Here is a 24,986-nt window from a genome sequence, read left to right on the forward strand (position 1 = left end):
CGCGCGGGTGGCCGGCTACTTCGCCGACACCCGCCACACCACGTCGCCCACGTCGTCGGCGACCAGCAACGCACCCTCCGCGTCGATGGCCATGCCGACCGGCGCGCCCATCAGCGTCTTCTCATCCTTGGACGCGAACCCGCTCACCACCGCTTCCGGGCGGCCGGCCGGCTTGCCATCCTTGAACGGCACGTACACCACTTCGTAGCCGCTCAACGGCGAGCGGTCCCAGCTGCCGTGCTCGCCGATGAAAGCGCCGCCGTGATACTTCGCCGGCAGTGCCTGACCGGTGTAGAACAGCAGGCCCAGCGGTGCCACGTGCGAGCCGATGGCGAAGTCCGGGCGGATCGCCCTGGCCACCAGGTCCGGCCGCTGCGGCTGCACGCGCTCGTCCACGTGCTGGCCGTAGTAGCTGTAGGGCCAGCCGTAGAAGCCATGCTCCTGCACCGAGGTGAGGTAGTCCGGCACCAGGTCGGCACCGATCTCATCGCGCTCGTTCACCACCGCCCACAGCTTGCCGGTGCTCGGCTCCCAGTCCAGGCCGGTGGGGTTGCGCAGGCCCGAGGCGTAGATGCGGCTGCCGCTGGTGGCCACGTCCACCTCCAGCACCACCGCGCGGCGGTACTCGACGGCCAGGCCGTTCTCGGTGATGTTGCTGTTGGAGCCCACACCCACGTACAGCTTGCTGCCATCGCGGCTGGCCAGCAGTTCCTTGGTCCAGTGGTGGTTGATGGTGCTGGGCAGGTCGGTGAACTCGCTGCCCTTGTCGGACATGCGGGTTTCGCCGGGCACGTAGTGGTACTTCATGATGTTGCCGGTGTTGGCCACGTACAGCGTGTCGCCGATCAGCTGGATACCGAATGGCGAGTGCAGGTTTTCGATGTAGACGTGCTGGGTCCAGGCGTTGGTGCCCGGCGTGCGCCGCAGCAGGGTGACCCGGTTGCCGCCCTTGCCGGCCTTGCCCGAGCGCGCCTTCACCTTGCCGGCGATCCACTGCTTGGGCGTGGTGACCGGCTCTTCGCCCGGGCCATTGCCTTCCACCACCAGCACATCGCCGTTGGGCAGCGACAGCAGCCGGCGCGGATGCTGCAGGTTGGCGGCGATGCGTTCGATCTTCAGGCCATCGGCTACCGACGGTGCCTGGCCCTCGGCCCAGCCCACGCCCTTGGGCACCTGCATCGGCGGCATCAGGTAGTTCTGCGGTGCAGGCAGCGGTGGCTGCGCACCGGACTGATCGGCCGGGTGGTATTCGGCTTTGCCGGCACATGCGGCCAGCGCCAAAGCCAGCGAGAGCACGCCCACGACGGGCAGGATGCGCTTAGCCATGACGGGCTCCTTGCAGTACCGGCTGCTGCAGCGATAGCAGGATGAAGCCGAGCGCGATCAGTGCCACCGTCAGCGCGGAAAGGAGGGTGCCCGGTACGGCCGCCGCATAGGCGTCGCGGCTATGCACGAAGGCGTTCCAGATGGCCAGCACGATGGCGACCAGGTTGAGCAGGAAGTCCAGCCGATCGGTGCCGGTGGCGGTGCCGTTGCGGCGCCACACCGCGAACAGGTTGATCAGGCGCGGCAGGATGGCGATCAGCAGGCCGAAGGTGATCAGCCACGCGGCCGACTTGCCCCACATCACCTCGGCGGTGTTGAGGTAGAGGATGTCGAAGATGAGGCCGGCCACGAAGAAGCCGAACGGTATCGGGTTCAACAGGCTGAAGAGTGTTGTGCCGAGGCCGCGGTGGGCCTGGGCGACAGGGTTGACCATGGTCGTGCTCCGTACGGGGAAGGGGTGCACGGGCTGTAGTAGCACAGCTGCCCGGGAAGCGGCGCGACGACGCCCTGTAGTGCCGAGCCATGCTCGGCAGCTCTTGCCGCAGCGGTCGAACGGTTTCCACGCTACGCCGGTTCGTCGTCACGTATCTCATGGAACGGCAGCATGGTCTCAAAGCCGAATTCATGTTCCATGCTGGTGCGGACCAGGCCGCCAATCGCGTACCAGCTGGTGTTGGCGTGTACATCGATGCCACGCCAGCCACCCTCGGCCAGCAGGTCCAGCGTCTGCGCTCGTGGCATCTTCACCCTCTCCTCCCGCAGCAGCGCGCGTCGGTGCCGTTTCATAAGCAGGCGCAGCTGCTTCACCGTGGTGATGTTGAAGGCAGTGAGCTCCGGCAGCAGTTCGGCGATGTCGGCGTCGGTCCCATAGTCATGACGACGGTGATACAGCGACAGCACCACCTTGCGGATGCTGGCCACAGTGAGCAGCTTCTGGTCTGCATGTCCGCGGGCGGGTTGCGTGGCGTTGCCGGCCATCGATCACCCCTTCAACCGGCTGTAGTTCCATCCCGTTTCCCGATCCTGCAGGATCCAACGATCGTTGATACGTTCAGGACATTTCTTGAATGGGCCGACACTACTGGCAGCCACATCGCGTGCCTTGCGCGCGAAGCCGGGATACTTCCGCATGGCGGCACGTTCGGGAATGACAGGCGTGGTTGTCTCAACGCAATCAGCCGGCAGGTTCAACCGGCCGCTGGTCGTCCGGAACACCAACCAGGATTCGTTGGTGTCCAGATCATGCGTTTCCTGGATATCGATCGCATCGATGGGTAGCCACTCAGGCAACCAGCCACGCTCGATGGCTTCGTCCGCAGCGGCTTCCTGGAACGTGGCGTAGCGGGCGCTGAGAACTTCGCAGCCGGAGAGCGCCAGCACCATGAGTGTCAGCAGGCTACTGCCCATCGTTGTGTTCATCCCGAACCATCAGCTATGGGGTCGCGACCCCGGCAGAGAAAGAATATTGCGGGCACAAGCAGGACGCGATGCTGGCATCTGCACGCGGTCGCAATCCGAACAGCCCCCATCCGCTTGGTACATGTCCTCCAGCCAGGATCAGCAGCGCATCGGCTCTGCTGGCCATGCCTCCACAGGAATGCGTATGGGGCGGCGGTGCGGAGTCCATGCCGTTCAAGGCGACGATCCCTGATGGTGTGCTGCTGGCATGTCGCAGGTTGGCCGAACGTGCGCAGGATGGTGTGTGGATGGAATACGCGAAGGCAGCGTGAAGATGCTTGCGCGCAGTCGTCATTACCAGGCGGCATGAGTGTTTGTGACGCAATTGGCACATCAGCACATTGGCTGCGTGAAGAGGTAGGGGGTTGTTCGTTGTGTCGCGTTTGGCTCGTTGCGATGGGGCAGATCCGCCCCGCCGTCCTGCCATGCCGATTCACAACAGAAGGATTCGTGTATGAAGCGACACACGCAACGCTCCGCGCCACCGCGCTCTGCGCGCCTGGCCCTGGCCACTGCCCTGGTGCTGGGCAGCCTGGCCCTCACTGCCCACGCGCAACAGGCTGATCCGCTTGCCGGTCGACAGTGGCATCTGCTCAACACCGGGCAAGCGGTGCTGGGCGATACCCTGCCGGTGGCCGGCAACGATCTCAACGTGGATGGGCTGTTCCGCAATGGCATCCGCGGCCAGGGCGTCACCATCGCCATCGTCGACGACGGCCTGCAGATCGCCCATCCGGACCTGGCGGCCAACGTGGCGGCTGTTGCGGGCAAGAACTTCGCCAACGGCAGCAACAACCCTTCGCCGTCCGACCCCAACAGGGACAACCACGGCACGATGGTCGGCGGCATCGCCGGTGCGGTCGGTGCCAACGGCGTGGGCGTCCGCGGCGTTGCGCCCGCCGCCACGCTGAAGGGCTTCAACGTGCTGGCTTCGGATGCAGGGGGCAACCAGCTGAGCAATATCGAGTACTCGTGGTGGGATGGTGCCGAGTCGGCCGATGTGCAGGTGTTCAACAACAGCTGGGGCGCCGGTCCCAGCAACCCCAACCTGCCGTTCGCCTTCAGCCAGAACGACGTGGCATCCAATGAGCAGGCCCTGTCCGGCACGCGTGGTGGCCGCGGCGGCATCTACGTAAAGGCGGCGGGCAACAACTTCGACAACGCCGCGATCAACCAGTTCCAGGACGTCTGCACCGCCGACACCAGGAACCGCAGAACCGGCTGCGTGCCGGCCGGCCGCGATCCACGCAACAACCTGTTCAACGTGATCACCGTGGCGGCAGTACGCGCCGACGGCGTGCGTTCGTCGTACTCGTCCACCGGTTCGGCGCTGTGGGTGTCCGGCTTCGGCGGCGAGAACGGCTGGCAGCGGCAGTACGTGCCGAACCAGTTGGCGGTTCGCTACGATCCGGCCATCCTCACCACCGACGTGACCGGCTGCGCGCAGGGCAGCAACACCAACGCCCAGCGTTACAACGCGCTGGACAGCAACCTGTCGGCCCTCGACAGCACCTGCAACTACACCGGCAGGATGAACGGCACCTCGGCAGCGACGCCGATGGTGTCGGGCGTGGCAGCGCTGGTACTGGAAACCAATCCGAACCTGTCCTACCGCGATGTGAAGTACATCCTGGCCACCACCGCTACCCGCAACCACCCGAACCAGCCGGCGGTGACGCTGGCCGACGGGCGCACGCTGGTGCCGGGCTGGACGGTGAACGCCGCCAACCGCGCGTACAGCAACTGGTACGGCTTCGGTGTGGTCAATGCGGCGCGTGCCGTGCAGGTAGCGGAGAACTTCCAGTCGCTGGGCCCGCTGCTGGACACCGGCTGGCGCACCACCACGCGCACCGTCGCCATCGGCAACACCACCAACGCCGCTGCACGGCTGACCTTCCAGGTAGCCAATGGTGCACGCAACATCGAATCGGTGCAGCTGGGCTTCCGGGTGAACCACAGCAACACCCGCCAGCTGCAGTTCGTGCTGATCTCGCCCAGTGGCACGCGCAGCGTGGTGCAGCCGGCCTTCACTGCCATCGGCTCCGGCACGGGTGGCGTGCAGCGCAACTTCACCAACTGGGATCTGCTGTCCAGCAATGCCTTCCTGGATGAAAACGCCACCGGCACCTGGACGCTGGAAGTAACCGACATGGGGCAGGCCGCGAACGCTGCATCGCGCGGCAACCTCGAATTCTTCAAGATCCGCGTTCTGGGGCACTGATGATGAAGACGACCATTCTGTTGAGCACGCTCGCCTTCGTGGCGATGACCTCCCCTGCCTGGGCACAGAGCTCGGGGCAGACCCCACCGGCCCGGAGCCTGTCCACCGTGGATGCGCAGGAACTGAAAGCTTCCGCCACCGGCCGTTCGTTCGATGTGGGCGGCGCGCGTTTCCAGCTGTCTCCTTCGACCACCGTGAAGCAGGCCGCAGGCGGTCAGTTCACGATTACGCCGCAGGCGGCGGCGACCACGACCAGCGCGCGCAGCAAGCGCTCGCTGGATGGTGCAGCAGCAGGCGGCGCTGATGCCGGTGCCGGCAAGTTCGCAGCGGCGGTTTCCAACGACGGCGCACCGGTGGTTGCGACCTCGCGGGTGAAAGTGTTCTTTACCGATGCGGCCTCGGCCCAGCGCGCGGCCACCGCCACCGGCGGCACCGTAGTGAAGGTGTCGAAGGCCTCGGGGCGCGCGATCGTAGAGTACCCGTCGGTAAATGCTGCACTGGACGCGACCACCAAACTGCTGTCGACCGCGGGTATCCGCGCGGCCGAGCCGGACGTGGTGCAGTGGGAAGAGAAGAAGTGATCTAAGGCGTTGCGTGGTGCCCCCGGTCGGTTGGCTCTCCTGGCCGGCCGGGGGATTGGGAGCGGGCGTGCCGACCAACGGTCGGCCCCCACCAGGATCCCAAGGTCGCCCCCCACCAGAGCGATGCGCTTTTCAGCGCGCGGCGACGCTGGTGTTGTGCGGCAGCTTGCACGCGGCCAGTGCTTCACTGCCGGCGGCCGGATGTTCCGGCTCCAGCAACAGCCGCTGCACGTCCGAGAACAGCTGTTCCACCGGCATGCCGTAGGGAGCGAACAGGCGCAGGCGACCCTGGCGGTCGAACACGTAGCCGCCGGCGATGTGGCTCATGGTGTAGGTATCCGGCAACTGCCCGGGCTCTTTCTCGTAGAACGCCTTGAAGTCGCTGGCCATCGCCGAGAGCTGTGCTTCGTCACCGACCAGCGCCATCGCCTTCGGGTCGAACGCGTGCACGTAGGTGCGCGCGACTTCGGGGGTATCGCGCGCCGGGTCCACGCTGACGAACACCACCTGCAGCTGGTCGGCATCCTTGCCCATCAGGTGCTTTACCTGGCTCAGCTCGACCATGGTGGTCGGGCACACGTCCGGGCAGCTGGTGAAGCCGAAGAACAGGTAGGTCACCTGCCCCTGCAGGTCCTTCGGGCCACGCAGGGTGCCGGCGCTGTCGGGCATGGTCCAGTGCTGGCCCAGCTCCTCGCAGGCGATGTCCTTGGAATAGAAATCCATGCGCGACTGGGCGCTGCAGCCGGCCAGCAGGCCGAGTGCCAGGCCTGCGGCAAGCAGCGGCAGGCGGAGGGAACGAACAACGGAAGCAACACGCATCACGGGTACCACCAACACGAGGTGGGCGCGGTCTCGGTCAGGCCTGCCCTGGGGGGAGAGAGGGCTGAGGTGCCAGGGCGATCGCGCACTCCATGCCGATCGCCCCGGCCACGGTCAGTTGATCATCATGTGGTAGTGCATGCTCCAGATGATCCAGATCGACAATGCGACCACGATGAACAGGATCACCAGGGTGAACACGAAGCTGGCGAGGTTCCAGCCACCTTCGGACTTGCGGTCCATGTGCAGGAAATACACCAGCTGCACCAGGATCTGCGCGACGGCGAAGCCGACCAGCAGGAACAGCGTGACCGGCCGCGACAGCACCGGGTTCATCACCAGCGCGAACGGCACCACCGTCAGCAGCGCGCACAGCACGAAGCCGATCAGGTAGGACTTGGTGGAACCGTGCGCATTGCCGGCGCGCGAGGTTTCGACGTGGGCCATGTCAGAAGGCTCCGATCAGGTAGACGAAGGTGAAGACGCAGATCCACACCAGGTCCAGGAAGTGCCAGAACAGGCTCAGGCAGGACACGCGGGTGATGTTGGTCGGGGTCAGGCCACGGCGATACACCTGGTGCATCACCACCGCCATCCAGATCAGGCCGCTGGCCACGTGCAGGCCGTGGGTGGCGACCAGGGCGAAGAACGCCGACAGGTAGGCACTGGTGCTGGGGCCGGCACCTTCATGGATCAGGTGCGAGAACTCGTACAGCTCCATGCCGATGAACGATGCACCGAGCACGAAGGTCACGCCCAGCCAGCGCAGCACCGCTGCCTTGTCCAGGCGGTGCATGGCCAGCACGGCCTGGCCGTAGGTGATGCTGGACACCAGCAGGATGAAGGTCTCGGCCATCACGAACGGCAGCGAGAACAGCTCCTTGCCGGTGGGGCCGCCAGCGTAGGCGGTGCTGAGCACCGCGTACGAGGCGAACAGCGAGCCGAACAGCACCAGGTCGGACATGAGGTAGACCCACATGCCGAACACTTTCATGCCGCCCTGTTCGTGGGCGTGGTCGTGCTCATGGTGGTCGTCGTGGACCAGCGCGTCGCTGTCCAGTTGCGGACGGGTCAACAGGTTCATGCGCCTGCCTCCTGCAGCTTGGCGTGGTTGGCCGCTTCGGTACGCGCCACCTCCTCGGAGCTGACGTGGTAATCCACGTCCTCGTTGTAGGAGCGCGCGATCAGGGTGACGATCATCGCGATGAAGCTGGCACCGGCCATCCACCAGATGTGCCAGACCAGGGCGAAGCACAGCACCAGGATCCAGACGTTGAGGATCAACGGCACGCCGGTGTTCTTCGGCATGTGGATCGGCGCGTACTTCTTCGGCGGCGGCGGCAGGCCGCGCTTCTTCGCTTCGTGGAAGGCATCCAGCTCATCGGCCTTGGGCACCACGGCGAAGTTGTAGAACGGCGGCGGCGATGGCGTGGCCCATTCCAGCGTACGTGCATTCCACGGGTCGCCGGTGAGGTCGAGGTTGCGCTTGCGGTCGCGCACGCTGACGTAGATCTGCACCAGCATCAGGATGATGCCTGCGAACACGAACAGCGCACCAATGAACGCAGCGATCAGGTACGGCGTCCACGCCGGGTTGTCGTACTGGTTCATGCGTCGGGTCATGCCCATGAAGCCGAGCATGTACAGCGGCATGAAAGCCAGGTAGAAGCCGATCACCCAGCAGGCGAAGGACCACTTGCCCAAGCGCTCGTTGAGGGTGAAGCCGAACACCTTCGGGAACCAGTAGACGAAGCCGGCCAGGTAGCCGAACAGCGCACCACCGATGATGGTGTTGTGGAAGTGGGCGACCAGGAACAGGCTGTTGTGCAGCAGGAAGTCCGCACCCGGGATGGCCAGCAGCACGCCGGTCATGCCACCGATGGTGAAAGTGACCAGGAAAGCGATGGTCCACAGCATCGGCACGCTGAACTCCACGCGGCCGCCGTACATGGTGAACAGCCAGGTGAAGATCTTCACGCCGGTGGGGATGGCGATGATCATCGTCATGATGCCGAAGAAGGCATTGACGCTGGCACCGGAACCCATGGTGAAGAAGTGGTGCAGCCAGACGATGAAGGACAGGATGCCGATCGCCAGGGTGGCGCCGACCATCGACTTGTAGCCGAACAGCTTCTTGCGCGAGAACGTGGCGGTCACTTCAGAGAAGATGCCGAACGCAGGCAGCACCAGGATGTACACCTCCGGGTGGCCCCAGGCCCACACCAGGTTCACGTACATCATCGGGTTGCCACCCAATGTGTTGGTGTAGAAGTTGAAGTCCAGGTAGCGGTCCAGGGTGAGCGCACCCAGGGCCACGGTCAGGATCGGGAAGGCGGCGATGATGATCACGCTGGTGACCAGCACGGTCCAGGTGAACACCGGCATCTTCATCAACGTCATGCCCGGCGCACGCATGCGCAGGATGGTGATGAACAGGTTGACGCCGGTCAGCAACGTACCGATGCCGGACGCCTGCAACGCCCATATGTAGTAATCGACACCGACCCCTGGACTGAACTCGATGCCCGACAGTGGCGGATAGGCGACCCAGCCGGTCATGGCGAACTCGCCAACACCCAGCGAGATCATCATCAGCGCAGCGCCGACCACGAAGATCCAGAAGCTGAAGGCGTTGAGGAACGGGAACGCCATGTCGCGCGCGCCGATCTGCAGCGGCACGATGATGTTCATCAGGCCGACCACGAACGGGGTGGCCACGAAGAAGATCATGATCACGCCGTGCGCGGTGAAGATCTGGTCGTAGTGCTCCGGTGGCAGGAAGCCATCACTGCCCGGCCCGGCGGCCGCCAGCTGTGCGCGCATCATCAGCGCATCGGCGAAGCCGCGCACCAGCATGACCAGCGCGACGACCACGTACATGATGCCGATCTTCTTGTGGTCCACGGTGGTGAACCAGTCGCGCCACAGCACGCCCCACAGCTTGAAGTACGTCACCGCGCCGAGCAGCGCGAGGCCGCCCAGCACCATGGCCGCCAGCGTGACCACCACGATCGGCTCGTGCAGCGGCACGGCCTCCCACGTCAATTTACCCAACATGTTCGTTACTCCTGGGAAACCTGGGCACCGGCGGCCGTACCGGCCGGGGCCGCAGCAGCGGTGTTCTCACCGACGCCGATGAACTGGTCGATGACTTTCTTGAACAGCAGCGGTTCGACGCTGGAGAAGTGCTGCACCGGCGCGTTCTTCGACGGTGCGGCCAACGCCTTGAACTGATCGAAGCTGAGCGCATCCGGTGCGCTGCGCACCTCGGCCACCCAGCGATCAAAGTCTTCGTTGCTGCTGGCGGTGGCCATGAACTTCATGTTCGAGAAACCATGGCCGCTGTAGTTGCCGGACATGCCACGGAACTGGCCGGGCTCGTTGGCGATCAGATGCAGCTGCGTGCGCATGCCGGCCATCGCATAGATCTGCCCACCCAGCTGCGGGATGAAGAAGGTATTCATCGTCGAGTTGGAGGTGATGTTGAACGCCAGCGCGCGGTTGGCCGGGAAGTTGAGCTGGTTGACCGTGGCGATGCCGAGGTCCGGGTACACGAACACCCACTTCCAGTCGGTGGCGATCACGTCTACGTGCAGCGGTTCGCCGGCCACGTCCAGCGGCTTGTACGGGTCGAGCTCGTGGGTCGACTGCCACACGATCACCGCCAGCACCGCGATGATGATCAACGGCACGCCCCAGACCACCACTTCCACCTTGGTGGAGTGCGACCAGTCCGGCGTGTACTTGGCCTTGGTATTGCCGGCGCGGAAGCGCCAGGCGAACACGAAGGTCAGCACGATGGCCGGCACGACGACGATCAGCATCAGGCCGATGCAGATCAGGATCAGGTCGCGCTGTGCGATCCCGACCATGCCCTTCGAATCCAGCAGCACCCAATCGCAGCCCGTCAGGGCGATGCAGGCCAGGGCGACCAGCGCCAGGCGGATGCGGTTCCAGCAGATATTCATTGGAGGTCAACCCTGTTGAAGATGCGCGCTTGACCGGCTCGCCTGCGCGCAGCGCCCGGGCGTGGAGCGGCTACACTGTGGGTACGAGGTCGCCTACAAGCAGGCGAACCACTCCAATCAAGCCCATACAAGATACATCATTGTATGGACTTGTGCATCTGCACGTATGGAAAAATCCGACCGATGACGCCTCCTGCTGCCGGCCGCCGCCTGAAACACCCCAACCGGACCTGGGTTCGCCCCTTCCGTGAGGGCGCGGGACCGCTGTACCTGCAGATCGCCCAGCAGGTGCGCGAGGCGGTGGACGATGGCGTGCTGCGCCCGGGCGACCGCCTGCCACCGCAGCGCGATCTGGCCCAGCAGGTGGGGGTGGACCTGACCACGGTCACCCGCGCCTTCGCCGAGCTGCGCCAGGCCGGGCTGCTGGACGCACAGGGCGCCGGCGGCACCTTCATCGCGATGTCCGCGGGCAACCGCAGCACCTCGGTCGACCTGAGCATGAACATCCCGCCGCTGCTGGGCAGCGCGCCGTTCGCGCAGGGCATGGAGGCCGGTTTCCAGCACCTGGGCCAGCAGTTGGGCCAAGGCGAGCTGATGAGCTACCACGTCGGCGCCGGCAGCCGCGACGACCGCGCTGCGGCCGTGCAATGGCTGGCGCCGATCCTTGGCCCGGTGGGCGCCGAGCGGGTGGTGATCTGCCCCGGTGCGCAGACCGCGCTGTGCGCGCTGATCCTGGCCCGCACCCAGCCGGGCGAACTGATCGCCGCCGAACAGCTGACCTACCCGGGCCTGCTGGCCGCCGCGCGGGTGCTGCAGCGGGGCGTGGTGCCGGTGGCGATGGACGCCGAGGGCATGCTGCCCGATGCGCTGGAAGAGGCCTGCCAGCTGCGTCGGCCGCGCCTGCTGTATCTGGTACCGACCATCCAGAACCCGACCACGGCGACGATGTCGGCGCAGCGCCGGCAGGCCCTGCTGGCGGTGGCGCGGCGGCACGAACTGACCGTGGTCGAGGACGATCCCTACTGGCTGCTGGCCGGCGATGCCGCCCCGCCACTGGCCGCGCTGGCCGACGGTGGCTGCCCGGTCTATTACATTTCCACCCTGTCCAAGTGCCTGGCCCCCGGCCTGCGCACGGCCTACCTGGTGGTGCCGGCCGGCCAGCCGATGGAGCCGGTGCTGGACGCCCTGCGCGCGATCGCGCTGATGCCCACCCAGTCGATGGTGGCCGTGGCCTCGCACTGGATCCGCACCGGCCAGGCGCAGGCGATGGTGCAGCGCTTCCAGCAGGAACTGCGCGAGCGCCAGGCCATCGCCGCCCGCTACCTGCCGGCCCGCCGCCAGGCCCATCCGGCCGGCCTGCATGTATGGCTGCCATTGCCGCCGCGGCTGGATCAGTACCGCTTGATCCAGGCCGCGCAGGAACAGGGCCTGGGCATCGCCAGCTCCGACGCCTTCAGCGTGGAAGAACCGCCACCGGGCAACGCCATCCGCCTGTCGCTGGGCGGGGCCGTGGACCAGGAGGCATTGGCCGGCGCGCTGGCCAAGCTGAACGAGATCCTGTCCGAGGCGCCCGACGCGCGGCATTCGGCGATCGTCTGAACCACCCCGCAAGCCATAACCATACAAGATGATATCTTGTATGCAATGTATGGACCGAGGGACGTGCCGCAGATGGCCGCCGACAAACTGAAGTTCCACCTGGTGATGGTCGGCTGCGGCGGCTTCGTCGTGCTGATGCTCGCCGCCCTGGCCTGGGTCTGCCTGCAACCGCAGACCGTGGATGTGCAGGCCGCCGAGCGCCACGCCATCGAACAGTGCCTGCAACGCAGCGAGGACGCGGCGCGCAGCGAGATCCAGCGCCGCGCCCAGGCCGATTCCTGCCGCGAGATGCGCAAGCAGTACGTGCACAAGTTCGGCGAGGACGGCTCCTGATGGGCGCGACCGCGCCGCGTCCACGCCGTTCGATGCTGCCGGTGATGATCGCCCTCGCCTGCCTGTTCATGGCCGGCGTCGCGGCGGCACTGTGGCAGTACTTCGGCTATGGCGAGCAGTCCACGTTCGCCGAACAGGCCATCGTCTTCGATGACTCGCAGCTGCGGTTGTCGGCGGAACTGGCCGGCGACACCGGCCGCATCCGCGTGGTGCATTTCTGGGACCCGGCCTGCGGTGTGTGCAACCGCGAAACCGGTGCGCACCTCAGCTACCTGATCAGCATGTACCGCCGCGCCGGCATCGACTTCTATGCGATCCGCCGCCCCGGTACCGCAGGTGAGCTGCCCGAACCGCTGCGCAACAAGGTCATCAACCTGCCGACCATCGACGGCATCGAGAACATTCCGGCCAGCCCGGCGGTGGCGATCTGGGACCGGCAAGGCCACCTGGCCTATGCCGGCCCGTACAGCATCGGCATGGTCTGCAATTCGGCCAACAGCTTTGTCGAACCGTTGCTGGACAAACTGGTGCGCGGGGAAACCGTGCGCCCGAAAGGACTGCTTGCCGTGGGCTGCTACTGCCCGTGGCAGGCCAAGCGCTGAGGACGCGCGATGACATCACCGACGCTGGCCGGCGCAGCCGCCGCAAACAACAACGGCGGTCACCTGTCCGAACCGACCGATGGTTATGGACAGGCTCCCGCCGTTGGAAGCAACGATACGCCCCGACATCCTCCGTACATGCCGCGACCCGATGTCGCAGGGCCTGGCGTCGCAGGGCTGGGCTGGGTGCAGGACGTGCACGTGCACAGCGGTCCGATCTACCTGCGCATCGTCAACACGCTGGAGCGCACCATCAATCGCGGTGGCCTGGCGCCCGGGCAACGGCTGCCCTCGCAGCGTGCACTGGCACAGCAGCTGGGTGTGGATCTGACCACGGTGACTCGTGCGTTCGATGAAGCACGCAAGCGTGGTCTGATCGAAGCACGTGGTCCGCAAGGCAGCTTCATCGCACCGCCCAAGGCCGGTTTTGATCAGGCCGTCGATCTCAGCATGAACGTGCCGCCGGTACCCGACGCTGATGCACTGGCGGACATGCTGCGTCGTGGCGCAGCGGCGGTGCTCGCGCGCAGCAATGCGCCGAACCTGATGACCTATCACCTCGGCGGTGGCAACCCGACCGATCGCCACGCGGCGGCGCGCTGGCTGCAGCCGATGCTGGGCACGGTGGACGATGCACGCCTGCTGCTGACCGAGGGCGCGCAGGTGGCGCTGGCGGCGATCCTGGTCAGCCAGGGACGCGAGGGCGACGCGATCCTCTGCGACCGCTTGGTGTATCCGGGCCTGCTGCAGGCGGCCGCCGCACTGGGACGGCGACTGGTCACGGTGGAGGGCGACGAACAGGGCATGTGCCCCGAGGCGCTGGCACGCCAGGCCCGGGAATGTGGCGCGCGCCTGGTCTACCTCAATCCCACCTGCCAGAACCCGACGGCGCTGACCGTGCCCACCTCGCGGCGCGAAGCGCTGGCGCGGGTTCTGGAGCGCGAAGGCCTTCTGGCGATCGAGGACGACCCGTACTGGCATCTGGCCGTCACCGCGCCGATTCCGCTGGCGACACTGGCGCCCCGGCACGTGTTCCATGTGGCCACGCTGTCGAAGGTGATCAGCCCCGGCCTGCGTACCGCGTTCGTGCAATGCCCAAGCGCCACCCACGCCGAGGCGATGGCTGCCGCACTGCGTGCCACGCGGTTGATGGGCCATCCGCTGGTATCCGCGCTGGCCAGCCAGCTGCTGCTGGATGGTTCGGCGCAGACGCTGCTGGTGCAGGTGCGCGAGGAAGCGCGCGAGCGCACGCGGATGGCGCGGTATCTGCTGGCGCCGTCATTGCTGGAGCGCGCCGATGGGCTGCATGCGTGGTGCCGGGTGCCAGCGCCGTGGACCGACGCCACGCTGGTGCGTACGGCGCAGCTGCAGGGCCTGGCGATCGCACCTTCATCGGCGTTCTGTCCGCCGGGCGCAGCGTTCGCGAGCGGGGTACGGCTGTCGTTGGGATTGGCTGCGGACCGGCGGCAACTGGAGAACGCGCTGCGGCGGATCGATCGGTTGTTGTTGTCCGATGCGTTGCCGGCGATTGACCGGTAGGCGGAGAGCATCCACGCATGGCGTGGATCTACTGGGCCCGTTTCGGTAGATGCCAACCTTGGTTGGCAATGCCCGTTCACGCCATGCCCGGGTGGTGCCAACCAAGGTTGGCGTCTACCAAAGCGGCGGCAGTTCAGGCCAGCGCGGCCAGCGCCTGCACCAGCGCATCCATCTGCGCGGGGCGGGTGAACACCGACGGCGTCACCCGCACGCAGGCGCCGGAGTCCAGACCATCGCGATGCGTGGTGAATATCCGGTGCTCATCCAGCAGCTGCTTCTGCAGCGCCTGGTTCTCTTCCACCGAGGTATGGCCGCGCAGGCGGAAGCTGGCCAATGCACTGGCCAATGCCGGATCCGGCGACGACAGCACCTCGATATGCGCCATCTGCCGCGCTGGCACCGTCCACCGCTCACGCAGGTAACGCAGGCGCGCCTGCTTGTTGGCTGCACCGATGCGCTGATGCAACGCGATGGCCTCGGGCAGCGCCAGATAGGCAGCGAAGTTGACCGTGCCGGTGTGCACGCGGCTGCCCACGCGACCATCGTCGGTCTCGCCCATGTACGGATCCAGGTCGGCCACGCGCCCCTTGCGTACGTACATCGCGCCCACGCCCACCGGTGCGCCGATCCACTTGTGGAGGTTGATGCCAACGAAATCGGCCTTCAGCTGCGGCACCGCGTAGTCGATCTGGCCGAAGCCATGCGCGGCATCGACAATCACATCGATGCCACGCGCACGCGCACGTTCGGCGATCTCCGCCACCGGCAGCACCAGCCCATGGCGGTGGCTGACCTGGGTCAGCAACACCAGCTTCAGGCGCGGCAGGCGCGCGAACGCCTCATCGTAGGCCTGCAGGATCTGCTGATGGGTTGGCACCACTGGCAACGCAATGCGCTCGACCTGCACGCCACGACGCTGCTGCAACCAGCGCATGGCGTTGATCATGCTGTCGTAGTCGACGTCGGCGTACAGCACCTGGTCGCCGGGCCGCAGGTGGTTGTAGCCGCCGATCAGCGCCAGCATCGCCTCGGTGGCGCCGCGGGTCAGCGCGATCTCGTCCGCGCCCACGCCGAGCATGTCGGCCACCTGCCGATGCACCGCCATGTACTCCGCCGGGAATGCATGACGCCCGTACCAGGCATTGCCACGATTCACTTCAGCGGTATGCCGCTGGTAGCTGGCCAGGGTCTGCTTGCCCATCGCGCCCCAGTAGCCATTCTCCAGGTGGTTCACTTCATCAGTGATGTCGAAGTGGCTGGCCACGGTTGCCCAGTAGCCTTCGTCGCGGGCCAGCACGTCCGGCGCCACGGTCGTTGCGGGAATCTGCATGGGCCCAGCGTAACGCGCGGCGCCTGCGGCAGGCAGTGAAGACAACGCCGCAGCGGCCGGCAGCAGCGCGCCGGCACGCAGCAGGGAACGACGGCGGCTGTCCATCAGAAGGTCAGCCGGTACTGCGCGTACACATTGGCGCCATCGGTGTCATACGGCGCGTTGCGCGAATAGATCAGGCCACGGCTGGCCTGGAAGGTGGCTTCATCCGGGTAGCGGTCGAACACGTTGTCGGCGCCCACGCGCAGGCTGTGGTGTTCGTTGATGCGATAGCCCACCGCCAGGTCCAGGAAGGTCATCGCACCGAACTGCTGGTAGATGTCGCCCGTAGCGTTGCCGGTGGAGTCGGTCCACTTGCCGTAGTAGCGCACGCGCGCCATCAACGACCACGCGCCGACGTCCCAGTTGCCGGTGAAGCTGCCCTTGTGCTCGGGCAGGCGGTCTTCGAACAGCACGCGCTGGGTCTCGTTGGTGGCCACCGAGGTGCTGCCGTTGTCGACGCGGGTCTGGTTGTAGTTGTAAGCCAGGGTCAGCGTCATGCGCCCGGCGCCGAGATCGCGCAGGTAGTTGCCGACCACGTCCACGCCGGTGGTGGTGGTGTCGAAATCGTTGGTGAAGTAGTTCACCGAGGTATAGCCCAGCGGGTTGGGCGTGCCGGCCGGAATGGCGAAGCTGGCCGACTGGCTGAAGCGGTCGCTGAGCGTGATCCGGTAGACATCGACCGAACCGGACAGGCCAATGTCCGTGCGCCAGGTCAGGCCCAGCGAGGCGGTGCGCGATTCTTCCGGGGTGAGCGGCTTGGCACCGAGCAGCTGCGCCAACGGATCGCTGGGCGACAGGCGGCCGCTGGTGAAGATCTGCAGCGTGCGCGTGTCCAGGCCCTGGGTAGTGCTGGTGGTATTGAGCTGGGCCGGCGTCGGTGCGCGGAAGCCGGTGGACACGGTGCCGCGCAACGCAACATCCGGGGTGATTGCAAAGCGTGCTGACAGTTTGCCGTCCACCGTGCTGCCGAAGCTGGAGAAGTCTTCATAGCGACCGGCCGCGCCGATGCTCCAGCGCTCGCCCAGCGGCACTTCCATGTCCACGTAGGCGGCCTTGCTGCGCTGGCTCCACTGCCCGGCCTGGCTGGCCGAGAAGCCCGGCGCGCCGTTGGAATTGGCTTCCAGGCCCGCCGCCGCACCGCGGCCCACCGCATACGAGGCAGGATCACCGGCACGTACCTGATAGGTTTCCTGGCGGAACTCGGCACCGAAGGCGACGTTGACCGGCTTGGACAGCGCAGCCACGTCCCATTCGTAGTTGAAGTCCGCATTGGCGTTCTTCTCGGTCTGGGTCAGCCGGCCGAGGTCGAAGGAGGTCGGGCTGTCCGGGCCCAGCGATGCGTTGATCGAATTTTTCAGGCTGTAGTCGATGGCGTTGCGGCCATATGAGGCGCTCAGGTCCCAGCGCAGCTTCGGCGTGATCTCGCCGCGCAGACCGGCCACCAGCTGCAGGTCGTTCTGCACGTTGCCGTACTGCGGGCTGAAGCCCACCGGGTAGATCGAACGCAGGTTCCAGCCCGGGAAGATGCTGGTCGTACGGTACGCGCCAGTGGTGGTATCCGGGTTGCGCCAGTTGAAATCGCTGACACCGTCGCTGTGGCTGTACAGGCCGAAGGCATACAGCTCGCGCGTATCGCTGGCATTGGCCTTCAGGTTGAAGCCTACGCGGCGGCTCTCCAGCTCCGGCTGGCCCCAGCGCTGCACCGGGTTGGGCACGTCCAGCTCCGGATGCGCGGCCTGGAAGGCGATGGCGTCGGGACGCTGGCGGGTGCGCGAGGTCGCATCGGAGTTGGATGATTCGGCGAACAGGGCCAGGCTGCCGTAGTCCCCCAGCGCCCAGCCGGTGCGCGCACTGAAGTCGCGCGAGGCGCCATCGCCCTGCGCGTACTGCGAATAGCCGGCGGTGATCTCGGTGCCCGGGCTGTCTTCCAGGATGATGTTGATGACGCCAGCGATGGCATCCGAACCGTACTGCGCCGACGCACCATCGCGCAGCACTTCGATGCGCTTGATGGCACTGGTCGGGATCTGTGCCAGGTCGGCGGCCTGTGCGCCGCGGTTGCCAAGCAAGGCACTGCGATGGAAGCGGCGGCCGTTGACCAGCACCAGCGTCTGGTCCGGCGACAGGCCGCGCAGCGTGGCCGGGCGCACGAACACCTGGCCATCGGCCATCGGCAAGCGCTGCACCACGAACGAAGGCACCAGCTGCGCCAGCACGTCCTTCAGGTCGGTGGAGTCGACCGACTGGATGTCCTGCTTGGTGAACACGTCCACCGGCGCCAGGGTTTCAAACTGGGTGCGGTTGGAGGCACGGGTACCGGTGACCAGCATCGCGTCGAGCTGGGTAGGTGCGGTGTGGCTGCCGCTGCTGCGGGTATCTGCCGTTCCGGCATCTGCTGCGATCGCGCCTCCTGCGCTGACCAGACCAAGGGCGAGGAGGATGGAACGCGACAGCTTCGAACGATGCACGGCGGAACTCCGGGAAGGCACGACGGGGCCAGGTGGGACCTGGACAAGGCGCGCAGTCTCGGCGTGGGATGTGAAGCAGCGATGACGTGGAGACGACAGTTGCAGCGGTTACGGTGCGGGCGCTGCCCGTACCGGGCGTGCGCTACCCGGCAGCGTCGTCGTCGAAGCCGAAGGTGGCCGCCCGCGCCGTCCGCAACGGGATGAACAGTGCGAGCGCGAAGACGACCAGGAAAGGGGCAGAGAGAAACGCCGCGTCGTTGCTGCCAATGGCGATGAAGTTGGCATGCAGATCGCCGATCCACTCCAGCCGCATCAGCACCAGTACCAGGCCTCCGATCGTGGGGCCCGGCAAGCCGCCGTGGCCGGCCATCAGCAGCGTCGGTGACAGCAAACCGGCCAGGAACGCGAAGCCGATGCGGTACAGCCATGGATTACCGCGCCAACGCGGCGCCCAGCGCCACATCAGCACCAGCAACGCCAAGGTCAACAGCGCCGGCAGTACGAGAACCGCGATCACCAGCCCGATCATCCGACCGACTCCACTGCTGTGGCATTGCGCGTCTGCTCTGGCATGTCCCTGGCCTCCATCGTGTCCATGAAGGCCGCATTGTTGCCGGTGCAACGGCAAACGCAAAGCCCCGCCACCGCAAGAACTGCTAAGCGCCCTACCTTTCGATCCATTACGCTGCCCGGCATTCGAACAAGGAACAGCGCGATGAGCGCGGCAGGCAAAGCGTTGTGGTACATCGAAAGCCATGCGGACAAGCCGCTGGCGCTGGCCGACATTGCGGCTGCCGCCGGACTGTCGCCGTTCCATCTGTCGCGCCTGTTCCAGGCCCGCACCGGTACGTCGGTGGTGCGCTACCTGCGCGGACGCCGCCTGACCGCCGCGGCGCAGCAGCTGGCCAACGGTGCCGGCGACATCCTGCAGGTGGCGCTGGCGGCGGGCTACAGCACGCATGCCGCGTTCACCCGTGCCTTCTGCGAGCAGTTCGGGCAGCCCCCCGAGTGCGTGCGCGAGCGGGGCCTGCAGGAGCTGGCACTGGTGCACGCGATCCGCCTCGACGATGCACCACAGGCCTGCACCGAGGCGCCCAGGCTGATCGACTGCACGCCCTTCCAGGTGGCTGGCATCGGCATGCGCCACACCCGCAACAGTGGTGGTGCGATTCCGGGGCAGTGGGCACAGCTCAATCGCGAATGTCCAACGCCGGCACCGGTCAGTTTCGGTGTGTGCTGCAACAGTGACGACGAGGGCGGCTTCGACTACATCGCAGCGCTGCCGGTGAACGCACTGCCATCGGTGCCGGCACACTGGCAGCGGGTGGATGTCCCTGCGCGCCGTTACCTGGTGGCCTGGCATGGCGGCCATATCTCCACCATCCGCTCGACCTGGTTCTGGCTGCTGGACCATTACCTGCCCGCCAACCACCTCAACCTGGCCAACGCGCCGGACCTTGAACGCTACGACACCCGCTTCGACGAGCATAGCGGCCACGGTGGCGTGGAAATCTGGCTGCCGGTCGATCACCGCCCTGCCTGACCCGGAGAGACTGACGATGCACGCAACGCGATGGATCCTGGCCCTGCTGTTGGCTTCGCTGTCGCCCATGGCGATGGCAGCGGCTCCCCTCATCGCCGGTGAGCGCCATGGTGTGACAACGCTGGAAAGCGCGGCGATACGCGATGGCGCGCACCGCGATGTGTTGCGCTTCACCGTGTGGTACCCGGCAAGCCCAGGCAGCGACGAGACGCCGCTCACCATCGGGCCAGCGGATGCGCCACTGTTCGAGGCGGGGCGCGCCGCGAAGGACGCCCCCATTGCCGGCGCGCGCCTGCCGACCCTGTTGCTGTCGCATGGCAATGGCGGTACCGCGCGCATGATGGGGTGGCTGGGCACCGCGCTCGCGCGCGCCGGCTACCTGGTGATCGCCGTGGACCACCCGGGCAACAACGGCGTCGATGAGATGACGCTGGCCGGGAGCGTGCTGACCTGGCTGCGCGCCGACGACCTGAAGGCCGCGCTGGCCGCAGTAAAAGCCGACCCGCAACTGGGGCCACACATTGATGCGTCGCGGCTGGGCGTGATCGGCTATTCCGCCGGTGGCTTCACCGCACTGCTCAGCGCCGGCGCGCGGCCGGACATGGCGCGGTTGCTGGCGTTCTGCCGGGCGCACCCGGACGACGGCGTGTGCAGACCGCAGCAGGAAGCGGCCACACATACGATGGAGGTGCGTCTTGCTGCAGCAGCATCGCCGCAACTGCAGCCCTACGTGCAGCACGCACAGGATGATCGTTCGATTCCCGGTGTCCGCGCCGTGTTCGTGCTGGCGCCGGCCATCGTGCAGGCATTCGCACCGGAGCAGCTGAAGGCGTTGCAGCAGCCGGTGGCGATCGTACTGGGCGCTGCTGATGTGGTGGCGTCACCAGCGACCAACGGTGATGTGGCGGCGGCACAGATTCCGAAAGCAACGCTGCACGCACTGCCAGGTGTCGGCCACTACGACTTCCTTTCAGGGTGCACGCCGCTGGCGAAGGAGCGACTGCAGGCGCTGTGTGTAACTGAGGTGCCGAAGGAACAGACTCATGCCGTGGTGGTGGAAGATGCGGTTCGCTTCTTCGGTGAGGCACTGCGGTAGAAGCTGTCGAGCACGGTTTGACGCTACGGCTTGCAGTAACGATTCGTTGCGCAGGTGATGACGCCACGCGAAGGTGCGCGGGACTACACTGCCCCCAGCGCTACACGGAGGATCGACCATGCGCCTGCTGCACCTCACCCTGCCGGTATCCGATGTCGCCAGTGTCGCCGCGTACTTCCGCGACGTGCTGCAACTGGGGGTGGCCGGCGACCAGGTCCGCATCGGCTGGAGCACGATCCAGCTGCAACCTGCCGGCGACCACCCTGTCGGCGGCGTGCACCTGGCCTTCAATGTGCCGGACAACCGCTTCGCCGAGGCCATGACCTGGCTGCGTGCACGCACGCCCTTCCAACGCAATCCGGAAGGCCGCGATTACTTCGCACTGGAAAGCAGCTGGCAGTCGCAATCGGTGTATTTCACTGGACCCGATGGCCTGATCCTGGAGCTGATCGGCCGCAGGCGCTTGCCGGCCAGCGAACGCAGCGGTGCCTTCCATGGCAGCGAGCTGACCTGCCTGAGCGAGGTCGGCCTGCCCAGCCACGATGTCGATGCGGTACGCGAACAGTCCAGCCAGCGCTTCGGCCTGCAGCCGATCAGCCCGCCGTCGCCGCAGTTCGCACCGATGGGCGACGACGAGGGCCTGCTGATCGTGGTCGCCGCCGATCGTCGTTGGTTCCCCGAACAGAAGGACCTGCCCAACGCGCAGGGACTGCAACTGCAGGTGGGCGATGTGAGCGGCAGCGGCGAACTGCACGATGCCGCGTTGGGCTGGCGGGTGCAGGCGGCCTGAGCTACCAGCTGCCCGAGGCGCCACCGCCGCCACTGCGGCCGCCACCACCGGACCAGTCGCTGGAACTGCCCGAGGACGAACTGGAAGACGAGGTGCTGGAGGAGGAACGGTAGCCTCTGGACGAACTGCGGCCGCCGCGGGCTTTTTCGCCGGGCAGCAGGGTGAACACCCAGATGAAGTACAGGAACAGCGTGCCCACGCTGGACACGATCGTTGCCAGCACGCGGGCGTTCTCGTCGCCGGCACGGTCGATGGCCAGCACCGCGCCCAGCGCATAGCCACCGGTCAGCAGCACCAGCACCACCAAGCGGATGGCGAAGCTGTTGCGGCTCTTCCGCCAGCGCGCGCGACCGGCCTGCACCAGGAAGAACACCAGCATGGCAGCGATACCGACCGCCAGGTTCAGCAGCATGTGCAGCGCAAGACTGGGCGGCAACTGGCCACGCACCAGCATCACCGCGAAGAAGCCGGTGCTGACGGCCAGCATGCCGTACAGCACGATGCGTACGCCGCGGCTGCGATGCCAGCACCAGCCCAGCAGGGTCGCCACCGGTACGGCGGGCACCATCACGAAGAACAGCGCCGGCAGCACGTGGCGCGGCAGCAGCAGCGTCGCAGACAGCAGCCCTGCAGCAATCACCGCCGTCACCAGCAGCGGCCGGCCCCAGGCAGGTAAGGTCGGCCACCTCGGCCTGGGCATCGCCGCATTGGCTGCCAGTGCCTTGCGCCGCCGCTCGCGGCGGTTGCCGGTGAAATCGGCTTCGGTCCTCGTCGCCAGTAGACGCGGTGGCGATCGCCATAGACCGGCCAGGAAGCCCGCCAGCAACGTCAGCGCGACGACCGAATCCCCTGCGCGCCAATCCGGCGGCAACACGTTGCGTGCCAATGAATCGTCCCAGGGCGGCAGCTGCTCGCCATCGACCAGCGCCACCAGCACTGCGGTGCCGTCCAGCACGGCCTGGTCCAGGTCTCCCTCGCGCAACCGCGGCACGATCGCCTTGTCGATGATGCGCGCGGCATAGGCATCGGGGATGGTGCCTTCCAGGCCATAACCGGTCTGGATGCGTACGCGCCGATCCTGCACCGCCACCAGCAGCAGCACACCATCATCGACACCGGCACGGCCCAGCTGCCATTGGTCGAAGACGCGCTGCGCATAGGCTTCGATACCTTCCTCGCCAACGCTGGGTACCACCAGCACCTGCAGCTGCGCGCCCTTGCGTGCCTGCAACTGCAAGGCCTGCTCGCGCAGCGTGGTGCGGGTGCTGGCCGACAGCGCGTCGGCGGTGTCCACCACCGGGTCATTCAACGCAGGGATCGGGGCTGCCGCCAACGCCAGCAGCGGCAGCAGGCAGAGCAGCAGCGCAAGCCACGCCCACGGCCTGGCAACGCGCGCCTGCGGCACCCGGCTCATGTGCCCTGCCCTGCCTCGATCTGCGCATACAGCGCCTGCAGCCGGGCAGCGTTCTGCGCGAACACCTGCAGATCCGCGTCGACCAGTGCCGGCCAGTCCGGTACATGACCCAGCAACTGCGCCACCTGTTCCTGCGGTGCGCGGTCAAAGCCCTCACCGAGTACAGTCAGATAGCGCTGGCGGAAGCCCTCCGGGTCCTGCTGGTCCTGCACATACAGCTGCACAGCCAGCAATCCGGCGTAGAGATAATTGACCAGATACTGCGGGTCGTCATACATCAGGCGCTTGCCGATCCAGGTGCTGCGCAGCTGCGGGTAGCGCTGCGGCTGCTGGCCGTAGCGCGCCAGCACCTGGCCGGTGAGCGCGTCCAGATCGTCGGCGGTGCCCAATGCATTGCTGGCCACGCCCTGATAAATCGACTGCTCCAGCTGCGCCTCCTCGGAGGACGTGAACAGCTGCAACACCATGTCGTCGAGCAGCGACTTCAGGTAATACGCCTTGGCGCGCGGGTCCTGCGCCTGCTGGTACAACTGGTCACGGAAGCGCAGCTCGTTGTAGATGGCGAACGCCTCGGTCATCCACGCACTGCCATTGAGATGCAATGGAGAGGCACGCCCGCGCAGCATCCACTGCCCATGCATGGCATGACCTGCTTCATGGGCGATCTCCACGTCACTTTCCAGATCGCCGCTGCGCAGCCCCACGAACAGCAGCGCCGGCGTGTCCGGTGCGAATATATGGAACGCGTCCTGGCTGCGGCTGCCCAGCACGTTGGCCAGGTCCATGCGCTTGTGCGCAGGATCCAGCAGCGCGCGCAGCTCGGCGACATACTCCGGCCCCAGCGGCTGCATGGCGTCGGCAGCGGTATCGCGCAGCTGTTCCAGGGTCAGCACCGGTGGCGTATAGCCAGCATCCGGCACGGTGGTATCCCACAGCTGCGGCGACACCACACCGCTGCGCCCGGCATGCTGCAGCAGCATGTCCTGGTAGTCACGACGGTCTGCCGCGTGGCGCTCGATCGCCGCCAGCGTCGCGTCGACCGTCTGCGTATCCATGCCCATGCGTCGATAGCCACGTGCGGTGGCCGAGCCGTCGCCCTGCAGACGCGCGGCGGCATCATTCACCTGCACCAGGCCCAGCAGTACCGACGCCATCGGTTCACGGCGCGACTGCACGCCCTGCCAGTACCCCTTCCAGCCGGCCTCGCGCAGCGCACGGTCCGGGTGCTGGGCCAGGGCCTGCTTGTCGGCGCCGGTATCCCAGCTGCGGCCAGCACCCTCGATACGCGGGTATTCCGCGCTGTGCATGATCTGCCGGCGCAGGCGCGCGAAAGTATCCAGCGCCGGATCGGCCAGTGCATCCACGGCATCATCCAGCTGCGCATTGGCGGGCGCCGCGCCTTCCTGCAGCGCGCGGGCGCGCAGGAACCCATAGGACGCCAGCCAGGGGGCATCCGCCGGCGCCTCACGCAGGGCGGCCCTGCCAGTGCGGGCGATACGGCTGCACTGCCCCATCACCTGGTCCAGCGCCTGCGCCGGGCGACGATCGCGTGCGTTGCGCGCGGCCTGCAGATGCAGATACGCATGGTGACGCAGGCACTGTGCCTGCAGCGCTTCGGCCTGGCGGAAGCGCGTGGCCGGCTCGCCCGCCGTGGCGCTCTGCAATGCCTCAACGCGCTCGCCCAGCGTAACGCGTGCCGTCTGTTCGGCGGCGGCGCTGGGGAAGTAAGCGCGGTCATCGGCGTGCAGCGACTGTGCGTGGGCGCCGAGGGAGGTGGCCATCGCCCACAGCGTGGCGATGACTACGGTAGTGGTGCGCATCCTGCGGGCCTGCATCGGCGTCTCCGTGCCTTGATCG

General features: G+C 66.6%; 23 protein-coding genes. 9 read left to right on the plus strand and 14 right to left on the minus strand.

Annotation, left to right across the window (positions count from 1 at the left end; genetic code table 11):
- Window positions 1–15 precede the first annotated feature (15 nt).
- The 4 genes from QOL57_RS11455 to QOL57_RS11470 all read right to left on the minus strand — a co-directional run bounded on the left by QOL57_RS11455 (window position 16) and on the right by QOL57_RS11470 (window position 2,733).
- Window positions 16–1,326, minus strand: coding sequence for a sorbosone dehydrogenase family protein (locus QOL57_RS11455; protein WP_089237507.1), 1,311 nt, complete (start codon window positions 1,324–1,326; stop codon window positions 16–18).
- Window positions 1,319–1,759: a DUF2231 domain-containing protein gene (locus QOL57_RS11460; protein WP_089237509.1), complete on the minus strand. Its 441-nt coding sequence runs from the start codon at window positions 1,757–1,759 to the stop codon at window positions 1,319–1,321. Before QOL57_RS11460 ends, QOL57_RS11455 begins: the two co-directional genes overlap by 8 nt.
- Window positions 1,760–1,890: 131 nt before the next feature.
- Entirely contained in the window at window positions 1,891–2,304 is a 414-nt protein-coding gene (locus QOL57_RS11465; protein WP_089237511.1) for a hypothetical protein, read from the minus strand.
- Between the two features lie 3 nt (window positions 2,305–2,307).
- Window positions 2,308–2,733: a hypothetical protein gene (locus tag QOL57_RS11470; RefSeq protein ID WP_089237513.1), complete on the minus strand. Its 426-nt coding sequence runs from the start codon at window positions 2,731–2,733 to the stop codon at window positions 2,308–2,310.
- Window positions 2,734–3,238: 505 nt separating this feature from the next.
- Here QOL57_RS11470 and QOL57_RS11475 point away from each other — a divergent pair.
- The gene (locus QOL57_RS11475) at window positions 3,239–5,005 is read left to right on the plus strand and encodes a S8 family serine peptidase (protein ID WP_089237515.1); all 1,767 of its coding nucleotides are present in this window, start codon (window positions 3,239–3,241) and stop codon (window positions 5,003–5,005) included.
- The gene (locus QOL57_RS11480; protein ID WP_089237517.1) at window positions 5,005–5,586 is read left to right on the plus strand and encodes a DNA breaking-rejoining protein; all 582 of its coding nucleotides are present in this window, start codon (window positions 5,005–5,007) and stop codon (window positions 5,584–5,586) included. The genes QOL57_RS11475 and QOL57_RS11480 overlap by 1 nt, the downstream gene beginning before the upstream one ends.
- A 132-nt stretch (window positions 5,587–5,718) precedes the next feature.
- Here QOL57_RS11480 and QOL57_RS11485 read toward each other — a convergent pair whose 3' ends face one another.
- From QOL57_RS11485 to cyoA, 5 genes are all read right to left on the minus strand, one after another.
- Window positions 5,719–6,405: an SCO family protein gene (locus QOL57_RS11485; protein ID WP_089237519.1), complete on the minus strand. Its 687-nt coding sequence runs from the start codon at window positions 6,403–6,405 to the stop codon at window positions 5,719–5,721.
- Window positions 6,406–6,519: 114 nt separating this feature from the next.
- Window positions 6,520–6,852: a cytochrome o ubiquinol oxidase subunit IV gene (cyoD, locus tag QOL57_RS11490; protein ID WP_025877422.1), complete on the minus strand. Its 333-nt coding sequence runs from the start codon at window positions 6,850–6,852 to the stop codon at window positions 6,520–6,522.
- 1 nt (window position 6,853) lies between these two features.
- On the minus strand, window positions 6,854–7,489 hold the full coding sequence (cyoC, locus tag QOL57_RS11495) for a cytochrome o ubiquinol oxidase subunit III (protein WP_080149637.1): 636 nt from the start codon (window positions 7,487–7,489) through the stop codon (window positions 6,854–6,856).
- Complete coding sequence (gene cyoB / locus QOL57_RS11500; protein WP_089237521.1) at window positions 7,486–9,462, minus strand: cytochrome o ubiquinol oxidase subunit I; 1,977 nt, start codon at window positions 9,460–9,462, stop codon at window positions 7,486–7,488. The genes cyoC and cyoB overlap by 4 nt, the downstream gene beginning before the upstream one ends.
- 5 nt (window positions 9,463–9,467) lie before the next feature.
- Window positions 9,468–10,373 carry a ubiquinol oxidase subunit II gene (cyoA, locus tag QOL57_RS11505; RefSeq protein ID WP_089237523.1) on the minus strand — a complete coding sequence of 302 codons (906 nt, stop codon included), beginning with the start codon at window positions 10,371–10,373 and terminating at the stop codon, window positions 9,468–9,470.
- 183 nt (window positions 10,374–10,556) lie between these two features.
- On the opposite strand from cyoA, the gene QOL57_RS11510 reads away from it, so the two are divergent.
- From QOL57_RS11510 to QOL57_RS11525, 4 genes are all read left to right on the plus strand, one after another.
- The gene (locus QOL57_RS11510; RefSeq protein ID WP_089237525.1) at window positions 10,557–11,972 is read left to right on the plus strand and encodes a PLP-dependent aminotransferase family protein; all 1,416 of its coding nucleotides are present in this window, start codon (window positions 10,557–10,559) and stop codon (window positions 11,970–11,972) included.
- Window positions 11,973–12,044: 72 nt separating this feature from the next.
- Entirely contained in the window at window positions 12,045–12,305 is a 261-nt protein-coding gene (locus tag QOL57_RS11515) for a hypothetical protein (RefSeq protein ID WP_089238161.1), read from the plus strand.
- On the plus strand, window positions 12,305–12,907 hold the full coding sequence (locus tag QOL57_RS11520) for a DUF6436 domain-containing protein (protein WP_089237527.1): 603 nt from the start codon (window positions 12,305–12,307) through the stop codon (window positions 12,905–12,907). Before QOL57_RS11515 ends, QOL57_RS11520 begins: the two co-directional genes overlap by 1 nt.
- 9 nt (window positions 12,908–12,916) lie before the next feature.
- On the plus strand, window positions 12,917–14,446 hold the full coding sequence (locus QOL57_RS11525) for a PLP-dependent aminotransferase family protein (RefSeq protein ID WP_089237529.1): 1,530 nt from the start codon (window positions 12,917–12,919) through the stop codon (window positions 14,444–14,446).
- A gap of 133 nt (window positions 14,447–14,579) precedes the next feature.
- Here the strand turns inward: QOL57_RS11525 and QOL57_RS11530 are convergent, their stop codons facing one another.
- The 3 genes from QOL57_RS11530 to QOL57_RS11540 all read right to left on the minus strand — a co-directional run bounded on the left by QOL57_RS11530 (window position 14,580) and on the right by QOL57_RS11540 (window position 18,815).
- Entirely contained in the window at window positions 14,580–15,881 is a 1,302-nt protein-coding gene (locus QOL57_RS11530) for an aminotransferase class V-fold PLP-dependent enzyme (RefSeq protein WP_089237531.1), read from the minus strand.
- Window positions 15,881–18,286 carry a TonB-dependent receptor gene (locus QOL57_RS11535; protein WP_089237533.1) on the minus strand — a complete coding sequence of 802 codons (2,406 nt, stop codon included), beginning with the start codon at window positions 18,284–18,286 and terminating at the stop codon, window positions 15,881–15,883. The genes QOL57_RS11530 and QOL57_RS11535 overlap by 1 nt, the downstream gene beginning before the upstream one ends.
- Window positions 18,287–18,428: 142 nt before the next feature.
- Window positions 18,429–18,815 (minus strand): hypothetical protein, encoded by a 387-nt coding sequence (locus QOL57_RS11540; RefSeq protein WP_089237535.1) that lies wholly within the window; start codon window positions 18,813–18,815, stop codon window positions 18,429–18,431.
- Window positions 18,816–19,001: 186 nt separating this feature from the next.
- Between QOL57_RS11540 and QOL57_RS11545 the strand changes: the two genes are divergently transcribed.
- The 3 genes from QOL57_RS11545 (at window position 19,002) to QOL57_RS11555 (ending at window position 21,715) form a co-directional block, all read left to right on the plus strand.
- Window positions 19,002–19,829, plus strand: coding sequence for an AraC family transcriptional regulator (locus QOL57_RS11545; RefSeq protein WP_089237537.1), 828 nt, complete (start codon window positions 19,002–19,004; stop codon window positions 19,827–19,829).
- A 16-nt stretch (window positions 19,830–19,845) separates the two neighbouring features.
- On the plus strand, window positions 19,846–20,925 hold the full coding sequence (locus QOL57_RS11550) for an alpha/beta hydrolase (RefSeq protein ID WP_089237539.1): 1,080 nt from the start codon (window positions 19,846–19,848) through the stop codon (window positions 20,923–20,925).
- Window positions 20,926–21,043: 118 nt separating this feature from the next.
- Complete coding sequence (locus QOL57_RS11555; RefSeq protein ID WP_089237541.1) at window positions 21,044–21,715, plus strand: VOC family protein; 672 nt, start codon at window positions 21,044–21,046, stop codon at window positions 21,713–21,715.
- A 1-nt stretch (window position 21,716) separates the two neighbouring features.
- Here the strand turns inward: QOL57_RS11555 and QOL57_RS11560 are convergent, their stop codons facing one another.
- The gene (locus tag QOL57_RS11560) at window positions 21,717–23,129 is read right to left on the minus strand and encodes a TPM domain-containing protein (RefSeq protein ID WP_089237543.1); all 1,413 of its coding nucleotides are present in this window, start codon (window positions 23,127–23,129) and stop codon (window positions 21,717–21,719) included.
- Complete coding sequence (locus tag QOL57_RS11565; protein WP_089237545.1) at window positions 23,126–24,964, minus strand: M3 family metallopeptidase; 1,839 nt, start codon at window positions 24,962–24,964, stop codon at window positions 23,126–23,128. Before QOL57_RS11565 ends, QOL57_RS11560 begins: the two co-directional genes overlap by 4 nt.
- Window positions 24,965–24,986 lie beyond the last annotated feature (22 nt).

The organism is Stenotrophomonas sp. yr243, from assembly GCF_900184195.1.
GTDB lineage: Bacteria > Pseudomonadota > Gammaproteobacteria > Xanthomonadales > Xanthomonadaceae > Stenotrophomonas > Stenotrophomonas lactitubi.